Annotated in this window: 21 protein-coding genes; 18 read left to right on the top strand and 3 right to left on the bottom strand. The window is 35.9% G+C overall.

Annotated elements, in window-relative coordinates:
- Nucleotides 1-8: 8 nt before the first annotated feature.
- From TY13_RS05250 to TY13_RS05235, 4 genes are all read left to right on the top strand, one after another.
- A complete protein-coding gene (locus TY13_RS05250; RefSeq protein ID WP_042472740.1) occupies nucleotides 9-3743 on the top strand; it encodes a DEAD/DEAH box helicase in 3735 nt (1244 codons plus the stop codon).
- A 9-nt stretch (nucleotides 3744-3752) separates the two neighbouring features.
- Nucleotides 3753-4484 (top strand): hypothetical protein, encoded by a 732-nt coding sequence (locus TY13_RS05245; RefSeq protein WP_042472736.1) that lies wholly within the window; start codon nucleotides 3753-3755, stop codon nucleotides 4482-4484.
- A 15-nt stretch (nucleotides 4485-4499) separates the two neighbouring features.
- On the top strand, nucleotides 4500-5345 hold the full coding sequence (locus TY13_RS05240; protein ID WP_042472733.1) for a patatin-like phospholipase family protein: 846 nt from the start codon (nucleotides 4500-4502) through the stop codon (nucleotides 5343-5345).
- A 240-nt stretch (nucleotides 5346-5585) separates the two neighbouring features.
- Nucleotides 5586-5975 carry a hypothetical protein gene (locus TY13_RS05235; protein WP_042472730.1) on the top strand — a complete coding sequence of 130 codons (390 nt, stop codon included), beginning with the start codon at nucleotides 5586-5588 and terminating at the stop codon, nucleotides 5973-5975.
- Nucleotides 5976-6110: 135 nt separating this feature from the next.
- On the opposite strand, the gene TY13_RS05230 is transcribed toward TY13_RS05235, so the two are convergent.
- Complete coding sequence (locus TY13_RS05230; protein ID WP_042472729.1) at nucleotides 6111-6617, bottom strand: hypothetical protein; 507 nt, start codon at nucleotides 6615-6617, stop codon at nucleotides 6111-6113.
- Between the two features lie 90 nt (nucleotides 6618-6707).
- Here TY13_RS05230 and TY13_RS05225 point away from each other — a divergent pair, with 90 nt between their 5' ends.
- Nucleotides 6708-7694 carry an LLM class flavin-dependent oxidoreductase gene (locus tag TY13_RS05225; RefSeq protein ID WP_042472726.1) on the top strand — a complete coding sequence of 329 codons (987 nt, stop codon included), beginning with the start codon at nucleotides 6708-6710 and terminating at the stop codon, nucleotides 7692-7694.
- Between the two features lie 40 nt (nucleotides 7695-7734).
- Here TY13_RS05225 and TY13_RS05220 read toward each other — a convergent pair whose 3' ends face one another.
- Nucleotides 7735-8262 (bottom strand): GNAT family N-acetyltransferase, encoded by a 528-nt coding sequence (locus TY13_RS05220; RefSeq protein ID WP_042472724.1) that lies wholly within the window; start codon nucleotides 8260-8262, stop codon nucleotides 7735-7737.
- Between the two features lie 89 nt (nucleotides 8263-8351).
- Between TY13_RS05220 and TY13_RS05215 the strand changes: the two genes are divergently transcribed.
- The 4 genes from TY13_RS05215 to TY13_RS05195 all read left to right on the top strand — a co-directional run bounded on the left by TY13_RS05215 (nucleotide 8352) and on the right by TY13_RS05195 (nucleotide 13036).
- Nucleotides 8352-9104: an SH3 domain-containing protein gene (locus tag TY13_RS05215; RefSeq protein ID WP_042472721.1), complete on the top strand. Its 753-nt coding sequence runs from the start codon at nucleotides 8352-8354 to the stop codon at nucleotides 9102-9104.
- A 656-nt stretch (nucleotides 9105-9760) separates the two neighbouring features.
- On the top strand, nucleotides 9761-10789 hold the full coding sequence (locus TY13_RS19695) for an S-layer homology domain-containing protein (protein ID WP_052344229.1): 1029 nt from the start codon (nucleotides 9761-9763) through the stop codon (nucleotides 10787-10789).
- A gap of 248 nt (nucleotides 10790-11037) precedes the next feature.
- Nucleotides 11038-11787 (top strand): SH3 domain-containing protein, encoded by a 750-nt coding sequence (locus TY13_RS05200; RefSeq protein ID WP_042472718.1) that lies wholly within the window; start codon nucleotides 11038-11040, stop codon nucleotides 11785-11787.
- 331 nt (nucleotides 11788-12118) lie between these two features.
- On the top strand, nucleotides 12119-13036 hold the full coding sequence (locus TY13_RS05195; protein WP_042472715.1) for a tyrosine-type recombinase/integrase: 918 nt from the start codon (nucleotides 12119-12121) through the stop codon (nucleotides 13034-13036).
- Nucleotides 13037-13091: 55 nt separating this feature from the next.
- Here TY13_RS05195 and TY13_RS20035 read toward each other — a convergent pair whose 3' ends face one another.
- Nucleotides 13092-13679 carry a helix-turn-helix domain-containing protein gene (locus TY13_RS20035; protein ID WP_074432932.1) on the bottom strand — a complete coding sequence of 196 codons (588 nt, stop codon included), beginning with the start codon at nucleotides 13677-13679 and terminating at the stop codon, nucleotides 13092-13094.
- A 131-nt stretch (nucleotides 13680-13810) separates the two neighbouring features.
- Between TY13_RS20035 and TY13_RS05185 the strand changes: the two genes are divergently transcribed.
- From TY13_RS05185 to TY13_RS19690, 9 genes are all read left to right on the top strand, one after another.
- Nucleotides 13811-14017 (top strand): helix-turn-helix transcriptional regulator, encoded by a 207-nt coding sequence (locus TY13_RS05185; protein WP_042472713.1) that lies wholly within the window; start codon nucleotides 13811-13813, stop codon nucleotides 14015-14017.
- A 53-nt stretch (nucleotides 14018-14070) separates the two neighbouring features.
- Nucleotides 14071-16371 carry a phage/plasmid primase, P4 family gene (locus TY13_RS05180; RefSeq protein ID WP_052344228.1) on the top strand — a complete coding sequence of 767 codons (2301 nt, stop codon included), beginning with the start codon at nucleotides 14071-14073 and terminating at the stop codon, nucleotides 16369-16371.
- Between the two features lie 247 nt (nucleotides 16372-16618).
- Nucleotides 16619-16981 (top strand): hypothetical protein, encoded by a 363-nt coding sequence (locus TY13_RS05175; protein WP_042472710.1) that lies wholly within the window; start codon nucleotides 16619-16621, stop codon nucleotides 16979-16981.
- Nucleotides 16982-17314: a hypothetical protein gene (locus tag TY13_RS05170; RefSeq protein ID WP_042472708.1), complete on the top strand. Its 333-nt coding sequence runs from the start codon at nucleotides 16982-16984 to the stop codon at nucleotides 17312-17314.
- 24 nt (nucleotides 17315-17338) lie between these two features.
- Entirely contained in the window at nucleotides 17339-17782 is a 444-nt protein-coding gene (locus TY13_RS05165; RefSeq protein WP_042472704.1) for a hypothetical protein, read from the top strand.
- Between the two features lie 11 nt (nucleotides 17783-17793).
- Complete coding sequence (locus TY13_RS20545) at nucleotides 17794-17937, top strand: hypothetical protein (protein WP_154661528.1); 144 nt, start codon at nucleotides 17794-17796, stop codon at nucleotides 17935-17937.
- A gap of 226 nt (nucleotides 17938-18163) precedes the next feature.
- On the top strand, nucleotides 18164-18721 hold the full coding sequence (locus TY13_RS05160; protein ID WP_042472702.1) for a hypothetical protein: 558 nt from the start codon (nucleotides 18164-18166) through the stop codon (nucleotides 18719-18721).
- Entirely contained in the window at nucleotides 18721-19161 is a 441-nt protein-coding gene (locus tag TY13_RS05155) for a hypothetical protein (protein WP_042472700.1), read from the top strand. The genes TY13_RS05160 and TY13_RS05155 overlap by 1 nt, the downstream gene beginning before the upstream one ends.
- Before the next feature lie 206 nt (nucleotides 19162-19367).
- Nucleotides 19368-22748, top strand: a complete 3381-nt coding sequence (locus tag TY13_RS19690) for a phage tail tape measure protein (protein ID WP_052344227.1) — start codon at nucleotides 19368-19370, stop codon at nucleotides 22746-22748.
- Nucleotides 22749-22750 lie beyond the last annotated feature (2 nt).

Below are 22750 nucleotides of genomic sequence, written 5' to 3'. Positions count from 1 at the left end.
GTATGTTCATGGTACAGAAGGTTGCCATTGAAACGGTTCGATGTCATATATTATTAACGAATACGGCACGTGAAGCCATTCAACAGCATGTTCAAGATGAACAGGCCTTTTTTCGTTTGCAAAAAAACTTTATTGTTTATATTGAAAAACTAGCGATTGAGCAAACACAGCTCGCCATTACGCTTTATTTTGATAATGAGAAAAACCGCGTATTGAAGGAAAAGTTTCAAGAGCGCGTTGTTATAATGGATTGTGTCTTTGATTTGAAGAATGGGCTTGTCGCAAAAAGCTTCCGTACAAGAGGGAAAGGGACGCCTGTTGCAACTAATCGTCGTGAAAGACTCTTGATTCATTTTGTGCCTTCTCGAATTAGCGGGCATACTTATCCGGACAAATTTATTGAGACGCTTGCCGCGCTTCCTGTTGCGCAGGAGCGCTTTGACTATGTGAACAAGCGCATCTCCTCCTGGGAAGGTTATTTAAAAGTATTAAACCAAAATGCGGATATAGAAGATATTGAAGCGAAATTCACAACGCATACATTTAACGCTGATTTCACACATATTACGTTTAACTGTAGTGAAATGAACGATAAAGAATGGAAGCAATTAAAAGGATTGAGCGCAAGAGTACGCGGCTTGCGACAAGATTTAGGGGAAGTCGTAAAAGCAAATCGTGGCTCGCGCACTGTTGAAATTGCCTTGAAGCCTGATGCAGCTCGATTAGCGAGAAATAATGAGCTAAATTTTGAAATGGACTACATAGACTTCAGCAATGCCTCGACGAAATCTCAGCTTAATCGTTTGTTAAAAGGCTTTGACCGCTTAAAAGAAGGGCTTGCAGCCAATGCCAACTTAGAAAATATTTTATTCGAGGATAAACCTGTTATAGCAGCTCGCTCGACAGATGTTGAACTCAATTTTCATAATCAACTGAATGAATTCCAGCGCAGGGCCGTTACAGGGGCAATGAGTGCAGAGGATTTATATGTTATACAAGGTCCACCGGGTACAGGGAAAACAACTGTTATTTCTGAAATTTGCTATCAAAATGCGAAGGCAGGCTTAAAAACACTTGTTGCCTCGCAGTCAAATTTAGCTGTTGATAATGCTTTAAGCCGATTATTATCGAATAAAGATATCCGAATCTTGCGCTATGGCCGAACAGAAAGCATTGAAGAGGAAGGCAAAAAGTTTATCGAGGAAAATGTGGCGACGTATTGGCAGCAGCTAACATATGAAGCCATTACGCATGAGGTTTCACAACAAAATGAAAAGCAGCAGCTACTTGAACAGGAAATCGCAGCATATGAACAACAGCTCACACAATTAGAAGAAGAAAAAAACAAGCTTCAGCAGGCAATTGAGAAGAAAAAGAAGGCCGAGGAACAATTAAGTGAGCTTGCTGAGAAAATAACTGAGCTTAAAAAACAGCTTGCGCCATTAAAAAAAGAACGTGAGCAAACAGAGCAGCAGCTAGAGCAACTGGAAGCAGCGAAGACAGAGCTTGCAGAAGCAGTCGCAACAATGGAACAGCAGCTTACTACATTTAGTTCAGAAGAAGAAATCAACGTTTCACAGCAGAGAAACGAAGAAAGGCTCTCACAACTAAGCGCCGCCATACAAGCAGCCGAAATAAGAGCAACTGAGCAGCAACTACAACAACAACTAACAACAATAACAACCCAGCTCCAACGAATGTCACCAGACGACGGGGCAATGGAACGATTAACGACACAAATTACTGAGCTGAAAAAGGTACAGGATGTTGAAGATTTTATCGTAGCTCATGAAATACGACGCAGCTTCGTTATTGATCGCTTGCTTGCTTCCTTATCAAAATTACAGCCTGAGATTGTGGCATATAAACCGATAAAGGATTTAAGCGAAAGGCTGGAAAAGGCTTTAGTCTATAGTGAAAAAACGCTACAAATTCATGTAACAGCACCGACACTGCCAGCAAATCATACGTATTCACTAGCTGAAATTAATGAATTTTTAACAAAGCTAAGCCGTGCCTTTGCAGAGAAAAAAATCAATGCGCAAAATGGTACGCGCTCTATTCAAGGAGTGCTTTTACGTCAGGCATATATTGAACAGCAACAAGTGAAATATCAGGATTTAATGCGTGAGGTCATGCTAATTTTCACAAAGCTTAAAGAGGAGTTAGTCGATTTATATAAAGAGCAGCTTGGGCATAGTGAGGCACAAGTACAGCAATTGCGCAGTTCGGAGCAGCAATTACAAGCTAGACTTCAAGCGATTCAACAGCAATTGCAAGGGCTGCCAGAAACAGATGAAACTACGGAGCAGCTTCAGCAACAGCGTATCGAATTAGAATTAAGCCAACAGCAACTGGAGCTACAAAAAGCAAATCGCACAAACTTAGCAGCCAATTATGAAACAAAAGCAGCCGAATTACAGCAAGTCAATGAACAGTTAACACATGGTACCGAATTGCTACAAGCATTAAAAGAGCAGCTAAAAGAAATCAACAGCTTAGGTCTAGCATTAGAAAAAGAGCAGCAAGAGCTTGAACAATTGACAAAGCAAAATCCAGAGGCAGCACTTATTGCGGTAGAGGAGCGTATGGCGACTGCACAAGCAGCCATCACAAAAATTGAGCATAAGCTAGAGTTACTACCTATTACACAGCAGCTACAAAGCGAGTGGCAAACGATGCTGGCAAATGCGAGCGAGCATGACTTAGAGGAAATTCGTAAGCTCTATGTAAAGCACGCAAATGTAATAGGTACAACATGTGTGGCGTCTGCTAATAAAGAGTTTATGGACAACTATCCAACATTTGATGTTGTTATTATTGATGAGGTTTCGAAAGCAACACCACCTGAGCTTCTATTACCAATGTTAAAAGGGAAGAAGATCATTTTAGTTGGGGATCATCACCAGCTTCCACCACTGATTGGTGATGAAACATTTGAGGAAACACTAGAGCAGGTTATTAAAAATAGTGATACATTCGAGGAAAAACGAGAGTTAGAAAAATTATTAGAGGAATCGCTATTTGAGCGCTTGTATAAAAACCTGCCTCAGTCCAACAAGACGATGCTAGCTATTCAATATCGTATGCATGCAAATATTATGGAAACGATTGTGCCATTTTATCAAAATGAGCATGATGCACTGCAATGTGGCTTAGCTAATTCTGATGAAGCGCGTGACCATCTTCTAGAAACGCCTTTATTTAACCGTCAAAATCATCTATTATGGCTTGATATCCCACATGAGGAGCGCTATTTTGAGGAGCGTATGAAGGAAGGGGCAAGTTTATTTAATAGGGCAGAGTTGGATAAGGTCAAGGAACTGCTGACATCGATGAATGATGCGACAGCGAAGTTAAAGGAACAAGGCAGCCTTGCAGCAGATACGAAGAAATCTATAGGTGTTATTAGCTTTTATGCGGAGCAGGTGAAGCGCATAAATGATATGGTTGAACAACAATATCCGCATCTTCATATTCGCACAGGCTCTGTCGATAAGTTTCAAGGGATGGAAATGGACGTTATTATTGTCAGCATGGTGCGTAATCATAATGGGAAAGGTGGAATTGGCTTTGCACAGGATTACCGCCGCTTAAATGTTGCGTTATCACGTGCACGCGAATTATTAATTATGGTGGGCAGTACGGAAATGTTTACGAAACGTCCAAAGAAACAGGAAACACGCCGTATGTATCAGCATGTGCTAGATGTAGTAAAGGCACAGGATGGCTACCGCGCATAGGAGTGACTTATGGAATTACAACAGCTTGAACGACAAATTAAACAACAATTACCGCGTCCTTCCTCTGTGGAAATTATTGCGGCAAAGCAATTTTCAATACCGATTCATACGCTATTAGTAAAATATGCACCGATACGTCGAACGCCGATGGATATTTTAATGAAAATGATGTTACTTACTTTTCAAACAGGGCGTTTTCAAGATGCTGAAACGGTTGCAGATGTCCTGCTTGTCGAATCATTATTTATTGAAGATTTACTACAAAAGATGAAGAAGACAGGTCTAGTAATAATAGAAGAATCCATTCAATTAACGGAAAAGGGCAGGGAACAGTTAGCAGCAGGCATTTTTGAAGAGCAGCTAGAGGAAATGGAGCAGGAGCTATTATACAGCCCTTTGCATGGGACCTTTTTACAAGGGGAACTAGAGGAGTTCGATGAATTTCCTGAAGAGCTATCCTATACAGAGCAGCTATCTGTCTTATGGAATGACGAGCAAATTGTTGAAGCATTACAAAGCAGCGTGACCGAGGACTCCGAAGAACCGACTTTTATAACATCAATAAATAGCGCTGAGGAGCTACAAATTAACGATGCGCCGTGCTTTCAGTATGTGTTACATGATACAGGCAAGGAGACATTCGATGTACGTGTGTTTAACACATTAACAAATGCTTGGGACGCACATTTAGAACAGCTTGTAAAAGAGCAGGAGCATTCTTCGTGGCGCGAACTATTATAAGGTGAGTGAGCAAGTGTGACAAAAACAAGTTTAATATTAGAAGGCGGTACATTCCGAACAATCTATACTAGCGGTGTTTTAGATGCTTTTTTAGAGCATGAGCTGTATATGCCGTATGTCATTGGGATTTCAGCGGGGGCGATTAATGGCTGCTCCTATGTATCGAAGCAAAAGGAGCGTACATTGCGTGTTTTCACCAATTATCGTCATGATAAACGTTATATTGGCTGGCGCAATTTTTTAACGGAGCGCAGTCTTTTCGGGCTTAATTTCGCTTATAATACGATTCCAAACGAGCTTGAGTTATTTGATTGGACAACCTATGAGCAATTTGAAGGGCAGTTTGAAATTGGCGTAACAAACGCTTATACAGGGCAAGTAGAATACTTAGATGCCTTACAAATGGATAAAGCCTGCACAATGCTACGAGCGACATGTGCAATCCCTATTTTATTTCCTGAAATTAAATTGCAAAATACACCGTATTATGATGGTGGCTTAGCTGACCCAATTCCAATTACACGAGCAGAGGAAAAGGGCTTCGAAAAGCATATTATTGTACTAACACGTCCGCATGGCTATCAAAAAGCATTGGACCGCCAAACGAAATTCGCCATTAAAATACTGAGTAAACGTTATCCCGCACTAGCACAAAGCATGCTACAGCGTGCAGAGCGCTACAATCAGACACTCGCATACTGTGAGAAGCTAGAAAAAGAAGGAAAAGCTTTTCTGTTCCGCCCGACATATGCAATGAATAGCTTTGAAAAAGATTTGACGCAAATCAACTCAAACTATGAGATGGGCTATCAGCATGGGCAAGAACAAATGGCTGCATTACAAGCATTTTTGCGTCAATAAATAATTAAAGCTATCAGAGAAATTTATCTTTCCTGATAGCTTTTTACATTATTAAATTAAATATAAGAAAAATTTTTATCTATTTTGAGATTAAACAATTTCCATATATTAAACGCTTGCTTCATTAACAGTCCTGCTAAAACAGCCTATCATAATTATTCTTCACTCTACTTTCCTTATAGTCCAAACAATTGAATTCAATATGAATAACTTATCTATAGAAAAGGAGGTGAATATTAAATGGCATCATTTGAAATTGGCTCAAGATGTCTTTTCAATTTTCGAAACGAACGCTTTTTCTTATTAGTTGAAGATGAAATTACAGTTCCAGATAAAGGTGTGGAGATTGATCCAGTTAACATCTATGAGATTGACCAACAAACTTTCAATTTTATTAAAGATGAAGGTGATACAGATGTATGTGTACCAGTTTTTAGACTTCCCAATATACCGCCTGGATTTGAATTAGAACGAAAATGTATTTTTACAGTTGATAATTCATACTTTGTCATCTATGATTTAGAAAATGGTACTGATACCAATGTTATATTAAGAATCAGTGCAGCTTTATTTAACTCATTGAGAAATTCTGGTGTTCGTGAATGTATTCCTCAAAATTTCATTAATTAAATATTTTCACTCTTTTATAATGTAAGAATAAAAAAACAAGCGACCAATTTTATTGGCAGCTTGTTTTTTTAAAGGTAGCTCTATATGTTTAATACTTCAATATTAAACTATTTTTGGCGTGCTGAAATCAAAATATTAGTGATTGTAACGAACAGGCGAGAACCATAGATGGTCACTTGTCTCTTTTTTCAAGCAGGCAACAAAAGCTTCAATTTGTACTTGCGTTACTGCCAAACTTAATGCAGGCCCACGCCAATTTGCACTTAAAGAATTCTTTTCTCCTGCGTCTAGCATAAAAATCAATTCATAATAGGGTTCCCATTCATGACGTTCCTCTTCAGGAATTTGATTGGGCCCAAATGATGGGTAATAATATGTACCAAACTGCGGGATATGGTAGATGACTAAGCCTGGATCATGCATTTCTAATTTACTTAAATATGTGTTCTCAAGTAGCCGTAAATTATCTAACAGCGTATAAAAATCGCTTTTTAAACAATTAATTTTCATCTCGATTTCAGGCCATGTTGCACCAGCACGAAAAATTGCCATAAATAAAACACTATCATCACTGACACGTATTAGCTTAAACTCCACTTCGCTATGACTTACCGCATAGTTTTTATCTTGTAAAATCGCCATATATTATACACCCCCATAAGTTATTTTAGCATCAGAGCATATTGCAAGCATCTTTTTTCCAATTTCGTTATAGTAACTAATGAGGTGATAATGATGTTGAAAAATATTCCAATATCCGTTTTAGATTTAGTATCCGTAAATGAAGGACAAATTCCGACGCAAGCATTCGAGCGCTCACGTCGTTTAGCAATCTTGGCAGAGGAATTAGGCTATAAACGTTTTTGGGTTGCGGAGCATCATAATAGCCGCGCCATTGCAAGCTCCGCGACCTCTGTTGTAATAGGCTATTTAGCAAATGCAACAAAGGAAATCCGCATAGGCTCTGGTGGAATTATGCTGCCCAACCATGCTCCGTTAGTGATTGCAGAGCAATTCGGAACACTTGATGCCATGTTTCCAGGACGTATTGATTTAGGATTAGGTCGAGCACCAGGTACGGATCATATCACGGCAAGAGCATTGCGCCGTCGTGATGCGGAAGATTTTGAGGATAATATAGATGAATTAGAACGTTATTTAGCAAAGGCGCAAAATAGCGATTATATTAAGGCCTATCCAGGCTTCGGTGCAAATATCCCAATGTGGGTATTAGGCTCTAGCTTATTTAGTGCGGAGTTAGCTGCACGCCGCGGTATGCCATATGCCTTTGCAAGCCATTTTGCTCCAGATTATTTAATGCAGGCAATCGATATTTATCGCACACAATTCCAGTCTTCTGAGCACTTAGAAAAGCCGAAAATGCTTGCTTGTGTAAATGTAATGATTGCGGATACAGACGAAGAAGCCCAAAAATTAGCAACAACCTATTATCAGCTATTTTTAAGCATCATTCGCCGTACACATGATTTACTTCAACCCCCTGTAGACAATATGGATGAACTATGGACACCATTTGAAAAACAGGCGGTTATGCAGCAACGTCAATATATGTTTGTCGGTAGTCAGCAAACAGTGAAAGCACAATTAGAAAAATTCGTGACAGATACAAAAGTGGATGAGCTTATGGTCACTGCTTCTATTTACGATGAAGAAGCTCGTGCAAAATCATTTACTTTATTGAAGGAGCTTTTTGAATAGGATAGGGCGATGAGCCCTATCTTTTCTCATGCTTCTCCTATCAAACACTCAACTTAGAATATATATTCACATCATGACACTGCCCATTTTGGTACATATAATTACGCAGAACACCTTCTTTTTCAAACCCGTGCTTTACTAACATTTGATTAGAAGCTTCATTTTCGATAAAAACAACTGCTCCTATGCGTGTAAGCTCTAAGTTCTGAAAGCCGTATTCAACTATCTTCTCTAATGCCTCTGATGCGTAGCCTGTTCGCCAAAAATCAGGATGAATTTCATAGCCAACTTCAGCTCGTTTATGAGCAGGTGACCATAAGTTAAAGCCAATTGTGCCAATTAAACGGCTGTCGTCCTTTTTTGTAATCCCCCAGCGCATGCCATTTTTTTTTCGAACATTGTTCGCAAATGCTTCAACCAGCCTTTCAGCTTGCTCCACACTTGTAAATGACTGCATGCCATAATGCTTTGTGACATCATCATTTGAAAAATAAGCAAAAATATCGCCAGCATCCTCCTGTACAATTGCCCTTAAAATAAGTCGTTCTGTTGCTAATGTTGGAATCATTTTGAAAACCCCTTCTTGGTTAATATAACAAAATAATCAAGCAATGTATGATATTATTATACTATACATTAAGAAATGGAGTGTTAGCCATGAGAAATAAAAAATGGATAGTAGTTTTATGTTTAGTATTTCTGTCATTGATAGCTGGAAATTATGCAGAAGTGCAAGCAGTTAGTAATACAGAAACTAAAGTAGTCACGCAAAATATCAATCAAAATAAATATGTAAAAGCTGAAGGTGGATTAATTGTTAGAAAAGAAGCCCATTCAAAAGGCGCTAAAGTAACGATGCTGAAAGATGGCTCGAAGGTCTTTGTATATTCAACGGACAGCAATGGTTGGTCATATATAAAACAGGGGAACGTAAAGGGCTATGTAAAAGATTCCTATTTGGTAGATATAGAACAGGATTCACATTATAGTAAGAAAAATAAAAATCGCATCATAGATTTTTCGATGAGCATGCCTCAAATCCAAAAGGCTGAAACAGCAAAGTTACTTAGAAATCCACAAGAGGGAAATGCATCTGCTTTAATTTACTCCGAAACGAAATATGGTTATTCAACAGAATTAAAATACTATTTTGAGAATAAAAAGCTAAGTGTTATTGTGTTTGATTTCTTCCCAAATAGAGATCGCTATAGTGTTTGGTCAGAAATTGAGCTTATACATGATCTACTTTATCAAGAAGCCATTAAAGAATTCGGAAATGATGTAGAAACACGTTCGGATGGTATTTATAATATTTCAAGTGTGTGGAACAAAGGCTCTTATTCTGTCATGTTAAATGTTAATCGAAAGGATTTATATACGTCAGCGACTTTAATCTATTTTAAGCCATAAAAAGCTAAAAGTGTATTCCATAACCATATGAACAGAAAAAGGAAAGCATTAAATTTAAAAAGCTGCAATGACGACGTTTATGAGGTTATGACTGAAATACAATGTATATAAGCCACTCCTAATCATTTATTAATTTAGATGATTAGGAGTATTTTTTAATATGCTATTAAAATATTTTATTGTTGATAGATTATTTAATAGCAAAAGTAATTGATGCATTTAAAGATATGAATCGTTATAGTACAACACGTTCAAAAATACAACAAGTTATGAAAAAATTTAGTTGATGTACAAATCTCTTTTGATTCATATAAAACAATTAAACGTCAAGCTACGGAGATTGTTGTGAAATTTTATGTTAATAAGGCACAAGTAGATTCAGATATGATAATTGAGATGGTAGAGAACAATGGAAGAAAGCTAAATGGAACACTTAGGAAAAGAAACACTTTTGTAAATGAGGACGGCGAATGGAAAGTGATTGGCCAATATGTTAATCATGAAGGAAGTTACTTAGAGTAAACACGGTAAGTTAACCATCCTTATGGTGATACATATGAGCTAAATAGATAACACCGAAAAATAAATAAATATAGGAGAATGTCCCCCTCTTGTGATACAATTTGACTAATATATTGTAAATGAGGTGGATTATTATGAAGAAAGTATTTTATTTATTATTTGTGGCAGTAATTGTGTCAGTTTTTTCATTCAATATTGCAGAAACAAGCGCTAAAGAAAATTTAGCAACCCGTGCAGAAGCGATAGTTGAGATTGCTAAAAAATTAAATTTAGATGGTACTCAAAGAGAAACGCAATTCAAAGACGTTCCAAGAAGTCATTGGGCAAGTGGTTATATTCAATCTGCTGTAGATTTAGGAATTGTTAGTGGTTATTCGGATGGTACTTTTAGACCTTCTGATGAGCTAACGAGAGCACATATGGCTGTTTTTATCTCTAGAGCATTTGGTCCGCAACTTCCAAAGGGAGATAAGACGTTTAAGGATGTTACTAGAAATAATAGTGCCTACAGTGCAATTCAACAATTAGTAGCAGCAAATGTTACTTCAGGTTATCCAGATGGCACTTTTAAACCAGATAACAAATTAACAAGAACACATTTAGATACATTTATAGATAAAACATATCGTTATATTGTATTTGAAGAACGAGATAGACTGTTTGGGAGAAATGGAAATTCTGTTAATAGCAACAATTACGATTCAATAGCTGAAGAGTATGGGGCTCTTAAAGGAACAGTCACTTGGCAGTATAATCAATATATCGGTACAAGAGCGGATGTAGATGCTAGAATATTCATGATTCCAACTAATTATAATTATAAAAACCATGAAGATGCGATGAGCTTATTTGTACTTGGAATCGCGATTGAAGAAAGTGGTATATTAAGCGCTAAAGCTAATGGCTATGGGCAATATGAAATTTCGGATATTCCTGTAGGTGAATATTTTGTTATTATAGCTTCTAAAAATACAAGACGAAATCCTGATGAGCCAATTGATTCTTATTTGAAGACAGAACTATCAAGATTAATTGGAGCAGATAATTCTGCAAAGTTCGAAAGATCCCAATTGTTATTCCAGAAACACACTTATAGTACAATAAAAATAGAAAAAGATAGAACTAAAGATTTTAGTCGAGATTTTGGATATACTTATTTTTAATAACAAGACTTCTTGAAGTAAAGGCTACAGTAAAAATTGCTGTAGTCTTTTATTATATAATAAATTAAATAAGCGTAGTGCGCGATTATTGTAGTAATATCACCTAGAAAAAATAATTTGTATAACATATATTTTAAAGGGGTTTATGGAATGAATTTAATAGAATGTAATAGTGAAAATAACTATAGGAAATAGTTTCCTCACATGATACAGTTTAACTATATTAAAATTGAATGGAGCGTTAAACCATGAGAAATGCAAAGTTGATAGTAGTAGTATGTTTATTTTTTATTTCATTAATAACAGTAAGCTACGGAGATGTAAAAGCAGCTAATAATGTTGAGACAAAAGCAGTTGCACAAAGTGTCAATCAAAATAAATATGTAAAAGCTGAAGGTGGATTAATTGTTAGAAAGGAAGCCCATTCAAAAGGCGCTAAAGTAACGATGCTGAAAAATGGCTCAAAAGTTTTTGTATATTCAACGGACAGCAATGGGTGGTCATACATAAAGCAAGGAGAAATAAAAGGTTATGTAAAGGATTCTTATTTAACAAGTAAAAACCCAAATGCGACAAATAATAGTACAAGTAAAAGAAGAGTAATTGACTTCTCGATGAATATAAATCAAGTAAAGAAAATGGAACCAGCAAAATTAATTAATGTAAGAAAAGGGGGGAACTTAACTGGCCTACAATATATAGTTGAAAAATATGGATACAGTGTATTATTAGAATATTATTTTGCTGATGAAAAATTAAAATACATTGTTTATGATTTTTTACCTAAAAAAAACAGTTACAATTCGTGGAATGAGATGGTAGCACTATTTGATATCTTAGACGAAGAAGCTATAAAAGAGTTTGGATATGGTACATTTGTAAGTGATGATTATAGTCATCTATCAAGAGTGTGGGAAAAAGATCGCTATTCTGTTTTACTTGAAGTTAGCGATGTCGATTTATATACATCAGCAAAATTAATTTTTTATAATCATTAACTTCTTGCTGATAATCAATGGAGAAATAACCCTCCTGTTTGACATTTAGCTGTCAAACTTCATTTAAATGATATCATAATGAATGATAATAAAAAGTATACAACATTAAAATAGGTTATTCCAACCCCTATTGCCAAAAATCAACGTACATGCTACAATAAACAAAATTAAAAAATCTTATCAAGAGAAGCCGAGGGATATGGTTTGAAAAGCCTATTATATCAACGTTTACGGCACTTGTTAAGAAGCTGGGTAGTTTACAATTTGTTTATTGTGGATACTACACTTCTCGTCAATTTGAAATAATATTTGATGGGAAGTGTTTTTTATTATGTTGTTAAAATTTGCATTTGAAGATTTTATTGCTGATAGGAAATTTAATAACACGACAGAAGGAAATATCAATACGTACAGGTATATGGTTAAACCTTTTATTGATTTTTGCATAGAAAATGGCGCTATTAATGTGGAGGATGTCACTCGTAATCATTTAAAAACTTACCTCATGGAGTACCAACAAAAAGGGAAAGGGCGTAAAGCTAATAGTATTAATACAATTATTTTACGTGTTCGGGCAGTGTGGAATTATTTTATAGAGGAAAAAATTGCAACAGATAACATTACAGTAAAAATTAAAACACAAAAAGTAGATGTAAAGATTGATACATTTACTGATTTACAGGTTAATCAAATGTTGTCATTTTATCGTACACAAAAAAAGAAACATCAATCTTATAGTAGCTATCGTAATTATGTGATTATACTGGTGTTTCTGGGTACAGGTATAAGACGGAAAGAGCTTGCTTTATTGAAATGGAATGATATTGATTTTAAAAATCATACGATGAGTGTGTACGGGAAAAATAGACAATATGAAACAGTGTTTATGACAGAAAAGCTTGCGCGTGAATTGTTAGCATTTCGTTCATTCTCTAGTAGATTTTTTGAACGGGAAAATGAAAATGTATTTGTTACAAATACCAATGATCCGTTAACAAATAACACACTTGAATATGTATTTACAGAATTAAAAAATAAGATGAATTTTAGCAATGTTAGAGTAAGTCCTCACACATTTCGTCATACATTTTGTCACAGATTAGTTATGAGTGGAACACCGGTATTTGCTATCCAAAAATTAATGCGTCATGCGCATATACAAACTACCATGCGTTATGTTAATTTATGGGGTAGTGAATTGAAAGATGAAAATGACAAACACAATCCATTGAATAATTTTGATTTTTAAATACGAAAAAAGACCAGGCTTAATTGCTTGGTCTTTTTTTCGTTTATAGAGTATTTTAGTGATATTTATAAAAATGGTGTTCGCCAAATGAAATCATTTTAGGGTTATTCTTTTTCTTTTCTAAATATTCCAGGTGTTCATTTCTTAATTTCTCATACTCTTTTTCAATTTCCTTTTCAGTAGGATAATTTTTTTCTTTACCTTCAAATAACTTTACAAGCATTTTTATTGCTTCATCATCTAATCTATGACCATTAATATAAAAGTAACGTGGTGGAAAACTATTTTCAGCATTAATAAAATCTTCAAGCTGAACATACTTTTTTTCTCTAAAAGAACCAATAGCATGTTCTTTCACTTGTTGTTCGAATTCATATTGTAACTGTTCTTCAAGTTCTTCAGGTGACAAATTGTCATAAGGGTTCCCACTTAATAAATAAGCAGGTCTAATGTTCACTAGTTCAGCAATTTTTTTCAATCTCTCATTGTTGGGGAGATTTTTTCCTGTTTCCCAATTCGCTACAGTTCCACTTCTAGCTTTATCATCAATTCTTTTTGCAAAATCATCCATACTTAAACCTAGAGAAATACGTATTTCCTTAATACGTTTCCCCACTTGTTTTAAATCATGTGGCTTATTCATTCAATCACCCTCTAATATAGTTGATATGTATCATCATAAATCATTTTACTAAGAAATACAAAGTATTGCTTGATTTTTTTGAAAGAAATATTTATACTAAGAAATACAAAGATTGAAAAGGTGGTGTTAGTGTGAAGGATAAAATTTCGGGCTATAGAAAAATGTTGGGATTTACTCAAAAAGATATGGCAAATGAATTTCATATATCAACACAAGCATACTGGCAGAAAGAAAACGGTAGAATATCTTTTTCAGACAAAGAAAAGATAATTTTTAGGGATTTACTTAGAAGGATTTTTCCGGGAATAACTGTAGATGAAATTTTTTTTAATTATTAACTAAGAAATACAAAGATTTATAGAGTTCCCGTGTGAAAAATGGAGGTGAAATAGTGGCAGTACACAGCAAAGAAGATATTTTATTAGTTGAAGAGGAACATATACCACAGGAATTAAAACAGCGTAGGCAATTTGTTCTGTGGAAGGCGGTTTTCAATGAGGAAACTAAAAAATTCGATAAGCTTCCTTTTCAGTCAAATGGTTTCCCAGCGGACTCCACAGACTTAGCTACATGGGGAGATTTCGAAACAATCATGCGAGTGTATAACGAAGGTGATTGTATAGGCAATCAATATGATGGTATTGGATTCGTTCTTTCAGATGCAGACAAATATGCGGTTATTGATATAGACGATATAGAAGATATTGATAATTTAGATGCATTAGCAAGTGAAATAACATCAATGTCCTATGCGGAAGTTTCACCATCAGGTAAAGGAATCCATGTATGGACGCGGTATAAGCATGATAAGACAAGGCACAAAAATAAAGATGCTAAAACAGGTTATGAGATTTATGACCAAAAAAGGTACATCTCGATAACGGGTCAAGCAATTAATAATTTACCTATTAATGATGGTGGCCCACAATTAGAAGCCTTTCTTGATAAGGTACTTAAACGCGAAAGGCCTATTAGTCCACAAATTTATAATGGACAATCAGGTAAGGCAGCACTTCCAGAAGGTGAAATTATTAAACGTATCTTAGCCAGCCAACAAAGTGAGAAGTTTATTAAATTGCTATATGGAGGGTGGGAAAGTGATTACAATAACGACCATTCGGCTGCAGATATGGCTCTAGCAAATATATTAGCCTTTTGGTGTAACAAAGATTTAAAAGTAATGGAATCGATTTTTAGAAAAAGTGTATTAGGTCAAAGAGAAAAATTCGATCGTCCCCAAAATAATGTGACATACGGCATTGAATTATTAAATAAAGCTATAGCAGAATGTCGTGACACTTTCACATTAGAAGAAAAACCACAGAAACAATCTGAATGGTTTGCAAAAAATGCGAATGGCACCACAAGCTTTTTACATCATGTATTAGGAAAAATCATCAAAGAAGAATATTCGATAGTTCGTTATCCCAATATGCATGGCGAGTTATATTTTTACCATAAAAAACGTGGTATCTATGAGCAAGATGCCAGCGGAAAAGCAATAAAAGGCATTATTCGTCATTATGATGAAACATTGAAAAACAATCAAATTAATGAAGTGCTGCGTTATATTGAGGAAACATGTTCCATTGTGAAAGAAGTAAATACGAATTATATAGCGGTGGGGAATGGCTTGATTGATTTTAAAGAAAAAGAACTCATACCTTTTACACCAAAATATTTTGTGCTACAGAAGATTCCCACAAATTATGTACTTGACGCATATGACGATTTCATTGAAAACACTTTGATTAAAATTACTGAAAATCATACACCAAGTATTGAAAATATCAAAGAAATGTTAGCTTGTATCGCCTACCCAGGTATTCTAGTTCCACGACTTTGGTATTTGTACGGTAAAACAGCAAGTAACGGAAAATCATCTTTAATTAACATGATTTATCAATCATTTAATTCGGAGGGGGGGAACGTTTCAGCCGTAAGCCCTCATAAATTATCAAGTAACAATTTCTCTAGTGCTGCTATTTACGGAAAACTAGCGAATGTTACTGACGATAATCCGGATTTTCAGATTGAAGATAGTGGAGATTTAAAGACGCTGATAACAGGCGGCCCAACACAAATCGAAAGGAAAGGAAAAGATTCTATTACCGTTCGTATAACGGCGACAATGGTTGTAGCTTCCAATCATTTACCTAGATTCGCAGAACAAGGGAATGCGATTAACCGTAGATTGTGGATTCTTCCCTTTAACCATAATTTTAGTAAAGATGCCGATTGTTTATCCGATGTGGAGACACAAGAAAAAATATCGTCTCAATCTGCAAAAGAGTATGTACTGAAATTAGCGATTGACAAGGCTTTTGAAATGTTAAGTAATCCAAGTTCTGAAAAATTAACTGCTAATGAAAGGTGTCATGAAATATTAGCGATGTTTGTGGAACAAAACGATCCGTGGCTAGATTATTTCTCAGAATTTAATAAGGATTACTTTATTGAACATGCTGGAGAAACTGTAATTAAAGATTACCAGAATTGGTGTAAGGATAATATGGTTACGCCGCTAACGAATAGTAGATATAAAGATTTAGTGTGTACTCGTTTGTCGATGGAGTGGAAGGATAAACGAGTGATAGTAAATGGCATATCGAAGGTGAAAAAAGGTTTCAAATTAAAAGCGCAACAAGAACCGCAACAAAATGGCAACTTTTTTAAGTTGGACAACCATTGATATATAAGGCTTTCTTAACAAATAAGGTGAAAATGTTGCGTGTTGCGGAAAGAAATTTGTTTATCCAACAGGTGTGTAATAGTAACAGTATATGCGTTATTAAACATACACCCTTTATATTTTTATGATTTTCTAAGCAACAAATAATAAATAATAGATAAACAGTTGATATTACTGGTTTTCTTTCGCAACATTTCCGCAACAAAAGCGCAACTTGTTGCGACAAAACAAAAAGGAGAAAAAACAAATGAAATTCAAAAACAAACGATTAACAAAAGCAGTTATTGAAAAAGCAAAACAAAGACGTGCAATTATGTTTGAGGGCATGACTGAAAGTGAAATCAGGCAGCATGTTCCCATAAACAAAGGGTATTTGCATGAATATGAAAACGAACGTGCGATAAACTGGGGCTTATTTATTCCAGAGTGTGTGGTATGTGGAGGAACGCACATACACGGCAATGGTGGCAGCGGAACATATTCAAAGCATTGCAACAACGATAGAAGCATTATCGGTGAAGATGAAGTATTCCCTTCACAATATGAAATTGTGCTAGATATGAGCGATGAAGATAACCAGCGATTAAGTGAAAAATATGGGGTGAAATAAATGAGCATAAAAACATTTAGTCAATTAGAGGGTTGCGAAATAGAGCTACTAGAAAGTTATTGGATTAATCGCAAGAAGATACGGGAGGAATTACAAGCAGGTAACAAGCCTAAAGAGTTTGTTGAATATCATGAAAAGCTTCTTGCTGCTATGAATGTGGTCTACCCAAAGATGAGTGAAGAAATTCGGACAGTTATTAATATGCGCTATCGTGACCGTGATAGCTGGGCAGAGATTGCGGACGAAATCTATTCAACTATCGCAAGAACAAAAGAGCTTGCTAATGTGGCGTTGCGTGAACTGGCTATACAGTTAGGATGGATTTACTTTTAAAAATAATATGTAGGTGGTGATTCAATGGCGATCGTAGTTACTAAGCCAGAGGTAGCAAGCTCACGTCTACGTGAAACAATCAATGAATTACTTTATTCTTTACAGCTTGACGCTAAACGTAACGAAGAGTTAGAGCGTTTACTCATCGAGCGTGACCGTGAAATAACAGCAGCTTATCAATTTAGTTATGGCGTTGCTACATTGGACGATTCAGAAGGAAGGCTTATTTCCAGTACACATCATATCGCCTGCGAAATCATCGCCTTGAAAGAACGTTATGCAAAGCGTATAAAACGTTGCAAAATACGTCACAAACGCTTCAAGGATATTATTGAACAATTGCCTACCAGTGACGCTGAAACGCTTACTACAGCCTTATGTACATCAATAGAAGTGGACGAGCGTGACGTAAAGAAAATAATAAAAAAACATTTAAAACTAATAAAATCATTTTACCCAGAAGAATAGGAGAGATAACTATGTTTGAGATTAGATGTAATCATTGTGGAAAGTTATTGTTAAAAGCGGCTGCACCATATGAAGCATGTTCAGAGGAGGCACATCTTGAAATCAAATGTGGCAATAACAAATGTAAGAAAACCAATAATTATAAAACTAAATAATAACCGAGACTCATGAAGTCCATTACCTTGTAGCAATACATGTGTGATGGACTTTTTCATTTAAGGTGGTGATGTGTATGGAAATATAATGCCCCCCATTCGTAGGATTAGCGATATTTTTTTACCCTAGGGACCGGGGTGGGGCCCAACTGTCCAAAAATTTTCACTTTCCCTTTTGGATATATAGGGGGGGTATACAAATAACAAATGAAAAGAGGTTTTAATATTGTCTGAAAAATATTTAGTTGAAACAAAAAAAGCACTGGAAATTGTTGAACGAACGGTTAAGGAATTTGAAAATGGCCCAACTCGTAAAGAACGTATGGAATTACTAGAAAAGTTACTCAAAGAAGCTGAGAATTATACCGATTATGAAGATTTAAAGAAAGAACATGATTCCCTAGCATTCCAAGAATTAAAAAATATTTCAGAAAGTCCAATACCTAAAGATGTGAAAGAGCGTATTGTTTCAAATCATGATATTGAAATGAAGAAGCTAAAAGATGTTATTTATGCGAAATATGATGAATTGGAAAAGCATATTGATATATTCAAAAATAATGTCCTTCCTATTTTAGAAGAATTAAATGAGTTGCATGCTTGTGAAAAATCGGTTACGAGATTGGGGCCATTGTTAAATAGAGAATATAACTACTCTATCAATGGGCATTTTATTCATTCAAGTTTTACTCTTCCTCTCGAAACAGGTATTAAAAAGAATTATTCAATCAAATTTAATAATAAATTAAACGAATTACTACTTATTTGTGGAGGTGTTAAATAATGAGTGCATTCGCAAAGTATGAACGAACGGTAGAGATGTCACGTAAACGCAAATATGTTGGCGAGTTTGAATGTAAGTTTCGGCCTTTAACAGAATACGCTCAAAGTGTGTTTGCGAAGCATATTGCGGTTAACGATAAGAAAGAAGATAGTGGTATTTTTCGACGTTTATTAAGCGGGTTGGAATTAAATAAAATTCAATCAAAATTAACAGAAGAAAATTTTGTAGATGCTGGATTTAATGAATGGAATAAAATTAGTGAATGGGAGTATGAAGAATCTGGTTATGTGACTTTTAAAGCGCGAGTATTAAATAATTTCTGTAAAAAATATGGACTTACTCCACAGCAAGTGAGTCTAAAGATTACAGAGTTTATTCCGTTTCCAGAAATCAAACAATTAGATTTTGAAGATATTAAGGATTTAAGAGAATTTCAATAAGGGAGAAGAATACAGGATGTTTCTTAGAAATCAATTCCCTATATTTAAATAAACCAAAAAACAACTCTGATTGGGTGGCCTAAAAGTTGGCTACCAATCAGAAATATTTTAAACAAAAAGATGTTGAGTTAATGAAAATAATGAACTTTAAGTGCAATGGGAAAACAAAGTTTTTCTTTTGACTTAGATGAAAAGAGGTGGAGTTTGTGTCTGAAATAGGAAACCTTTCTGTTAGGTTAAGTTTAGACAATGCCCAGTTCGAACGCTCCGTAAAAAGTATGAGCACTACGTTAAAAGCAATAGGGCAGGAAATTCGTACATTACAAAACAGAGGTAAGGACTGGGGCGCATCAATCGAAGGATTGCAAGCTAAACAAGATGCTTACGGACGACTACTGGAAGGTCAACAAACAAAAGTCCGTAAACTTACAGAGGCATACGAAAAAGCTAAGGCTGAACAGGGCGAACACGCCGACGAAACACAAAGGCTAGCGGAGCAATTAAATCGTGCTACTGCTGAAATGACGCGTACTGAACGTGAGTTATCCGAAATAACATCAGAATTGGAACGACAAGAACGCCAATTAGCTCAATCACAAAACATGTGGAATAGGCTAAGTGAATCAACAAAACGGTTTAGTGATGGGCTAAAGTCAGTTGGCAGTAAAATTTCAAGTGTTGGAAAAGATATTAGCATGAGACTTTCAGCCCCAATTGTAGCAATGGGAGCAGGGATTGTAAAAACGGCAGCGGATTTTGAAGCTCAAATGGATAGGGTAGGAGCTATTGCTGGAGCAACAGGTAATGATATTAACAAACTCTCTGAAACAGCCATGCATTTGGGTGCTACTACATCCAAATCAGCTAAAGAAGTTGCAATTGGTATGGAAAACATGGCGGCAATGGGCTTTGAAGTAAATGAAATCATGGCAGCTATGCCTGGTATTATCTCAGCAGCCGAAGCAAGTGGTGCTGATATGGCACAGACTGCTGATGTTGTCGCAGCTGCATTAAATTCTTTTCAATTACAAGCAAGCGATGCATCGAGAGTAGCTGATGTATTAGCACAAACAGCTAACCAATCAGCTGCAGACATTACAGATTTACAATATGCATTTAAGTATGCAGCTCCCGTAGCTAAAATGCTTGATATTTCAATGGAACAATTAGCTGCATCTGTGGGGATAATGGCTGATAGTGGCATGCGTGGTGAGCAAGCGGGTACAACATTACGTGCGGCATTATTGCGTTTAACGGATCCACCAAAGGCAGCGGCTAATACTTTAGAAGATTTAGGTGTTTCAATAACAGATGCGAAGGGTAAAATGCTTCCTTTTTCAAACATTATTGGTCAACTTGGTGATGCTACTGACGGTATGACAAACGCTCAAAAGGCAGCAGCATTATCAACAATTTTTGGTACAGAAGCAGTATCAGGGATGTTGTCGGTGATTGAAGCCGGACCAGAAAAATTAGATGAACTTACAAATGGGTTAGAAAATTCAGCAGGTGCATCTAAAAAAGCAGCAGACCAAATGAAGGATAATTTAAAAGGCGCAATGGAAGAGCTAGGAGGGGCAATTGAAACAATGTCCATCCGATTAGGGAATATTTTAATTCCAATTGTGCGTGATGTTGTTGTTCGATTTCAAGGGATGATTGAGAAGTTTACAGAACTTTCATCTACCACCCAAAAAGTAATTTTAGCAATAGGGGGGATTGCAGCGGCTGCTGGACCAGTTTTAATTGTGGTAGGTGCATTAGTTTCTTCTGTCGGAGCGTTATTCGGAGCATTTAGTACAGTAGCAGGAGCTATAGGAGTAGTAACAACAGGAGCAGCGGCGGCAACTCCAGCCATAGGAGCTTTAGCAAGTGTATTTACGGCTTTAACAGGTCCAATTGGTGTTGCTGTGGCAGCTATCGCAGCTATCGGAATTGGAACAGCATTAGTAGTTAAGGATATGAAAAAGTCCTCACTTGAGGTAAAGGATTGGTCGGATAAGGTTTCAGAAGGTACAGCAAAAGCTGTGGGTGGCTTTTTAAAGTTATCTGATGAAGCTACAACATCATTAAAGCAATTGTCATGGAGTGGAGAAGTAGTCACTCAAGAAATGGCTAATAAAATGATAGGCATTTATGACCAAATGGGACAACAAGTTTTAACAGAGATGCAAAGTGATCATGCTGAACAACTGTCAAACATGCAAACATTTTTCGATTCTTCAGCAGCTTTAACAGAGCAAGAGGAAGCAGAAATTATTGCAAATATGAAAACTAAGCAGGCTGCAAAAGAGGTGCAAATAGCTGAGGGGCAAGCACGAATTGCTGAAATATGGAATACAGCTAAAGAACAAAATAGAGCTATCACGGAACAAGAGCAATTAGAAATCAATGCAATACAAGAAAATATGAAAAATAATGCTATCAGATATATGACTGAAAGCGAGCTAGAACAAAAAATAATTCTTGAAAATTTAAAAAGTGAAGCGTCTAGAATTACAGCTGAACAAGCGACGGAAGTTGTCAAAAATTCAGTCAACCAAAAAAATGAAGTTGTAAAAGAAGCAGCAGACCAATATAACAAGACAGTTGGGGAAATCACTAGGCAGAAAGATGAAATGGGCGTCATTTCAGAAGAACAAGCGGCGAAATTAATGGAAGAAGCTCGAAAACAACGCGATGAAGTTATTATGCAAGCGGAAGAAATGCATTCAAAAGTTGTTGAAGAAGCTCAAAAACAAGCAGAAGAACATGTGGATAAAGTCAACTGGGAGACTGGAGAAATTCTATCTAAATGGGAAGTATTTAAAAATAAGCATTCTGATATTTTTAATAAAGTAGAAGAAACTTATAAAAAAGTAACAGACTCTTTAAAAGAAATAACTTCCACAGCATATGAATTTATAAAAGATACAATAGATGAAAAACTCAGCGGAGTTGTTGAGTTTGTAAAAGAGCAGCTAGACAAACTAAAAGAGTTTTGGAATGAAAATGGAGAGGCGATTTTCAGTTTAGTTAAAAAGCACTTTGAAAATATTAAAGGCAATATAGAAATGGTTATGGGCATTATCAAAGGTGTCTTCGAAATTGTTTGGCCGATAATTGCAGGAGTTATTAAATATGCTTGGGAATCTATCAAATTAACAATAGGAACAGCACTGGATTTAGTTTTAGGTATCATCCAAACTGTATTGAAATTAATTGAGGGTGATTGGAAGGGCGCTTGGGAAACAATTAAAAAGACAGCCGAAAATATTTGGAATAATATCGAGAGTTTCTTTAAAAACGTAAGTTTAGAACAAATCGGTAAAGATATTATCAATGGACTAATCGAAGGTATAGGTTCTATGGTGGGTGCTGTAAAAAAGAAAGTCGAAAGTTTAGCAAACCAACTTCCTGAATGGGCTAAAAAAGTGCTCGGTATTCATTCACCTTCCTATCATGTAGTTACACTTACTTTTGGTCTAAACGATGATGAGTTAGTAATCACAAAGGAAACTAGCGATAGAAAAATAAAAGAGCACATTAAGAAAGAATTTCCTTTTGGGAATATGTTTAAAGAAAAGTTGATTTTAAGAGGTGTGTAATA

This window comes from Bacillus ndiopicus, from assembly GCF_000612805.1.
GTDB classification, from domain to species: domain Bacteria; phylum Bacillota; class Bacilli; order Bacillales_A; family Planococcaceae; genus Metasolibacillus; species Metasolibacillus ndiopicus.
Note: the sequence above shows the minus strand (reverse complement) of the source record. Positions and strands in the feature narration are given on the sequence as shown.

Coding starts and splice junctions, on each gene's coding strand:
- TY13_RS05250 (WP_042472740.1), top strand. CDS start 9: ATGGTACAGAAGGTTGCCATTGAAACGGTTCGATGTCATATATTATTA.
- TY13_RS05245 (WP_042472736.1), top strand. CDS start 3,753: ATGGAATTACAACAGCTTGAACGACAAATTAAACAACAATTACCGCGT.
- TY13_RS05235 (WP_042472730.1), top strand. CDS start 5,586: ATGGCATCATTTGAAATTGGCTCAAGATGTCTTTTCAATTTTCGAAAC.
- TY13_RS05230 (WP_042472729.1), bottom strand. CDS start 6,617: ATGGCGATTTTACAAGATAAAAACTATGCGGTAAGTCATAGCGAAGTG.
- TY13_RS05225 (WP_042472726.1), top strand. CDS start 6,708: ATGATGTTGAAAAATATTCCAATATCCGTTTTAGATTTAGTATCCGTA.
- TY13_RS05220 (WP_042472724.1), bottom strand. CDS start 8,262: ATGATTCCAACATTAGCAACAGAACGACTTATTTTAAGGGCAATTGTA.
- TY13_RS05215 (WP_042472721.1), top strand. CDS start 8,352: ATGAGAAATAAAAAATGGATAGTAGTTTTATGTTTAGTATTTCTGTCA.
- TY13_RS19695 (WP_052344229.1), top strand. CDS start 9,761: ATGAAGAAAGTATTTTATTTATTATTTGTGGCAGTAATTGTGTCAGTT.
- TY13_RS05200 (WP_042472718.1), top strand. CDS start 11,038: ATGAGAAATGCAAAGTTGATAGTAGTAGTATGTTTATTTTTTATTTCA.
- TY13_RS05195 (WP_042472715.1), top strand. CDS start 12,119: ATGTTGTTAAAATTTGCATTTGAAGATTTTATTGCTGATAGGAAATTT.
- TY13_RS20035 (WP_074432932.1), bottom strand. CDS start 13,679: ATGAATAAGCCACATGATTTAAAACAAGTGGGGAAACGTATTAAGGAA.
- TY13_RS05175 (WP_042472710.1), top strand. CDS start 16,619: ATGAAATTCAAAAACAAACGATTAACAAAAGCAGTTATTGAAAAAGCA.
- TY13_RS05170 (WP_042472708.1), top strand. CDS start 16,982: ATGAGCATAAAAACATTTAGTCAATTAGAGGGTTGCGAAATAGAGCTA.
- TY13_RS05165 (WP_042472704.1), top strand. CDS start 17,339: ATGGCGATCGTAGTTACTAAGCCAGAGGTAGCAAGCTCACGTCTACGT.
- TY13_RS20545 (WP_154661528.1), top strand. CDS start 17,794: ATGTTTGAGATTAGATGTAATCATTGTGGAAAGTTATTGTTAAAAGCG.
- TY13_RS05155 (WP_042472700.1), top strand. CDS start 18,721: ATGAGTGCATTCGCAAAGTATGAACGAACGGTAGAGATGTCACGTAAA.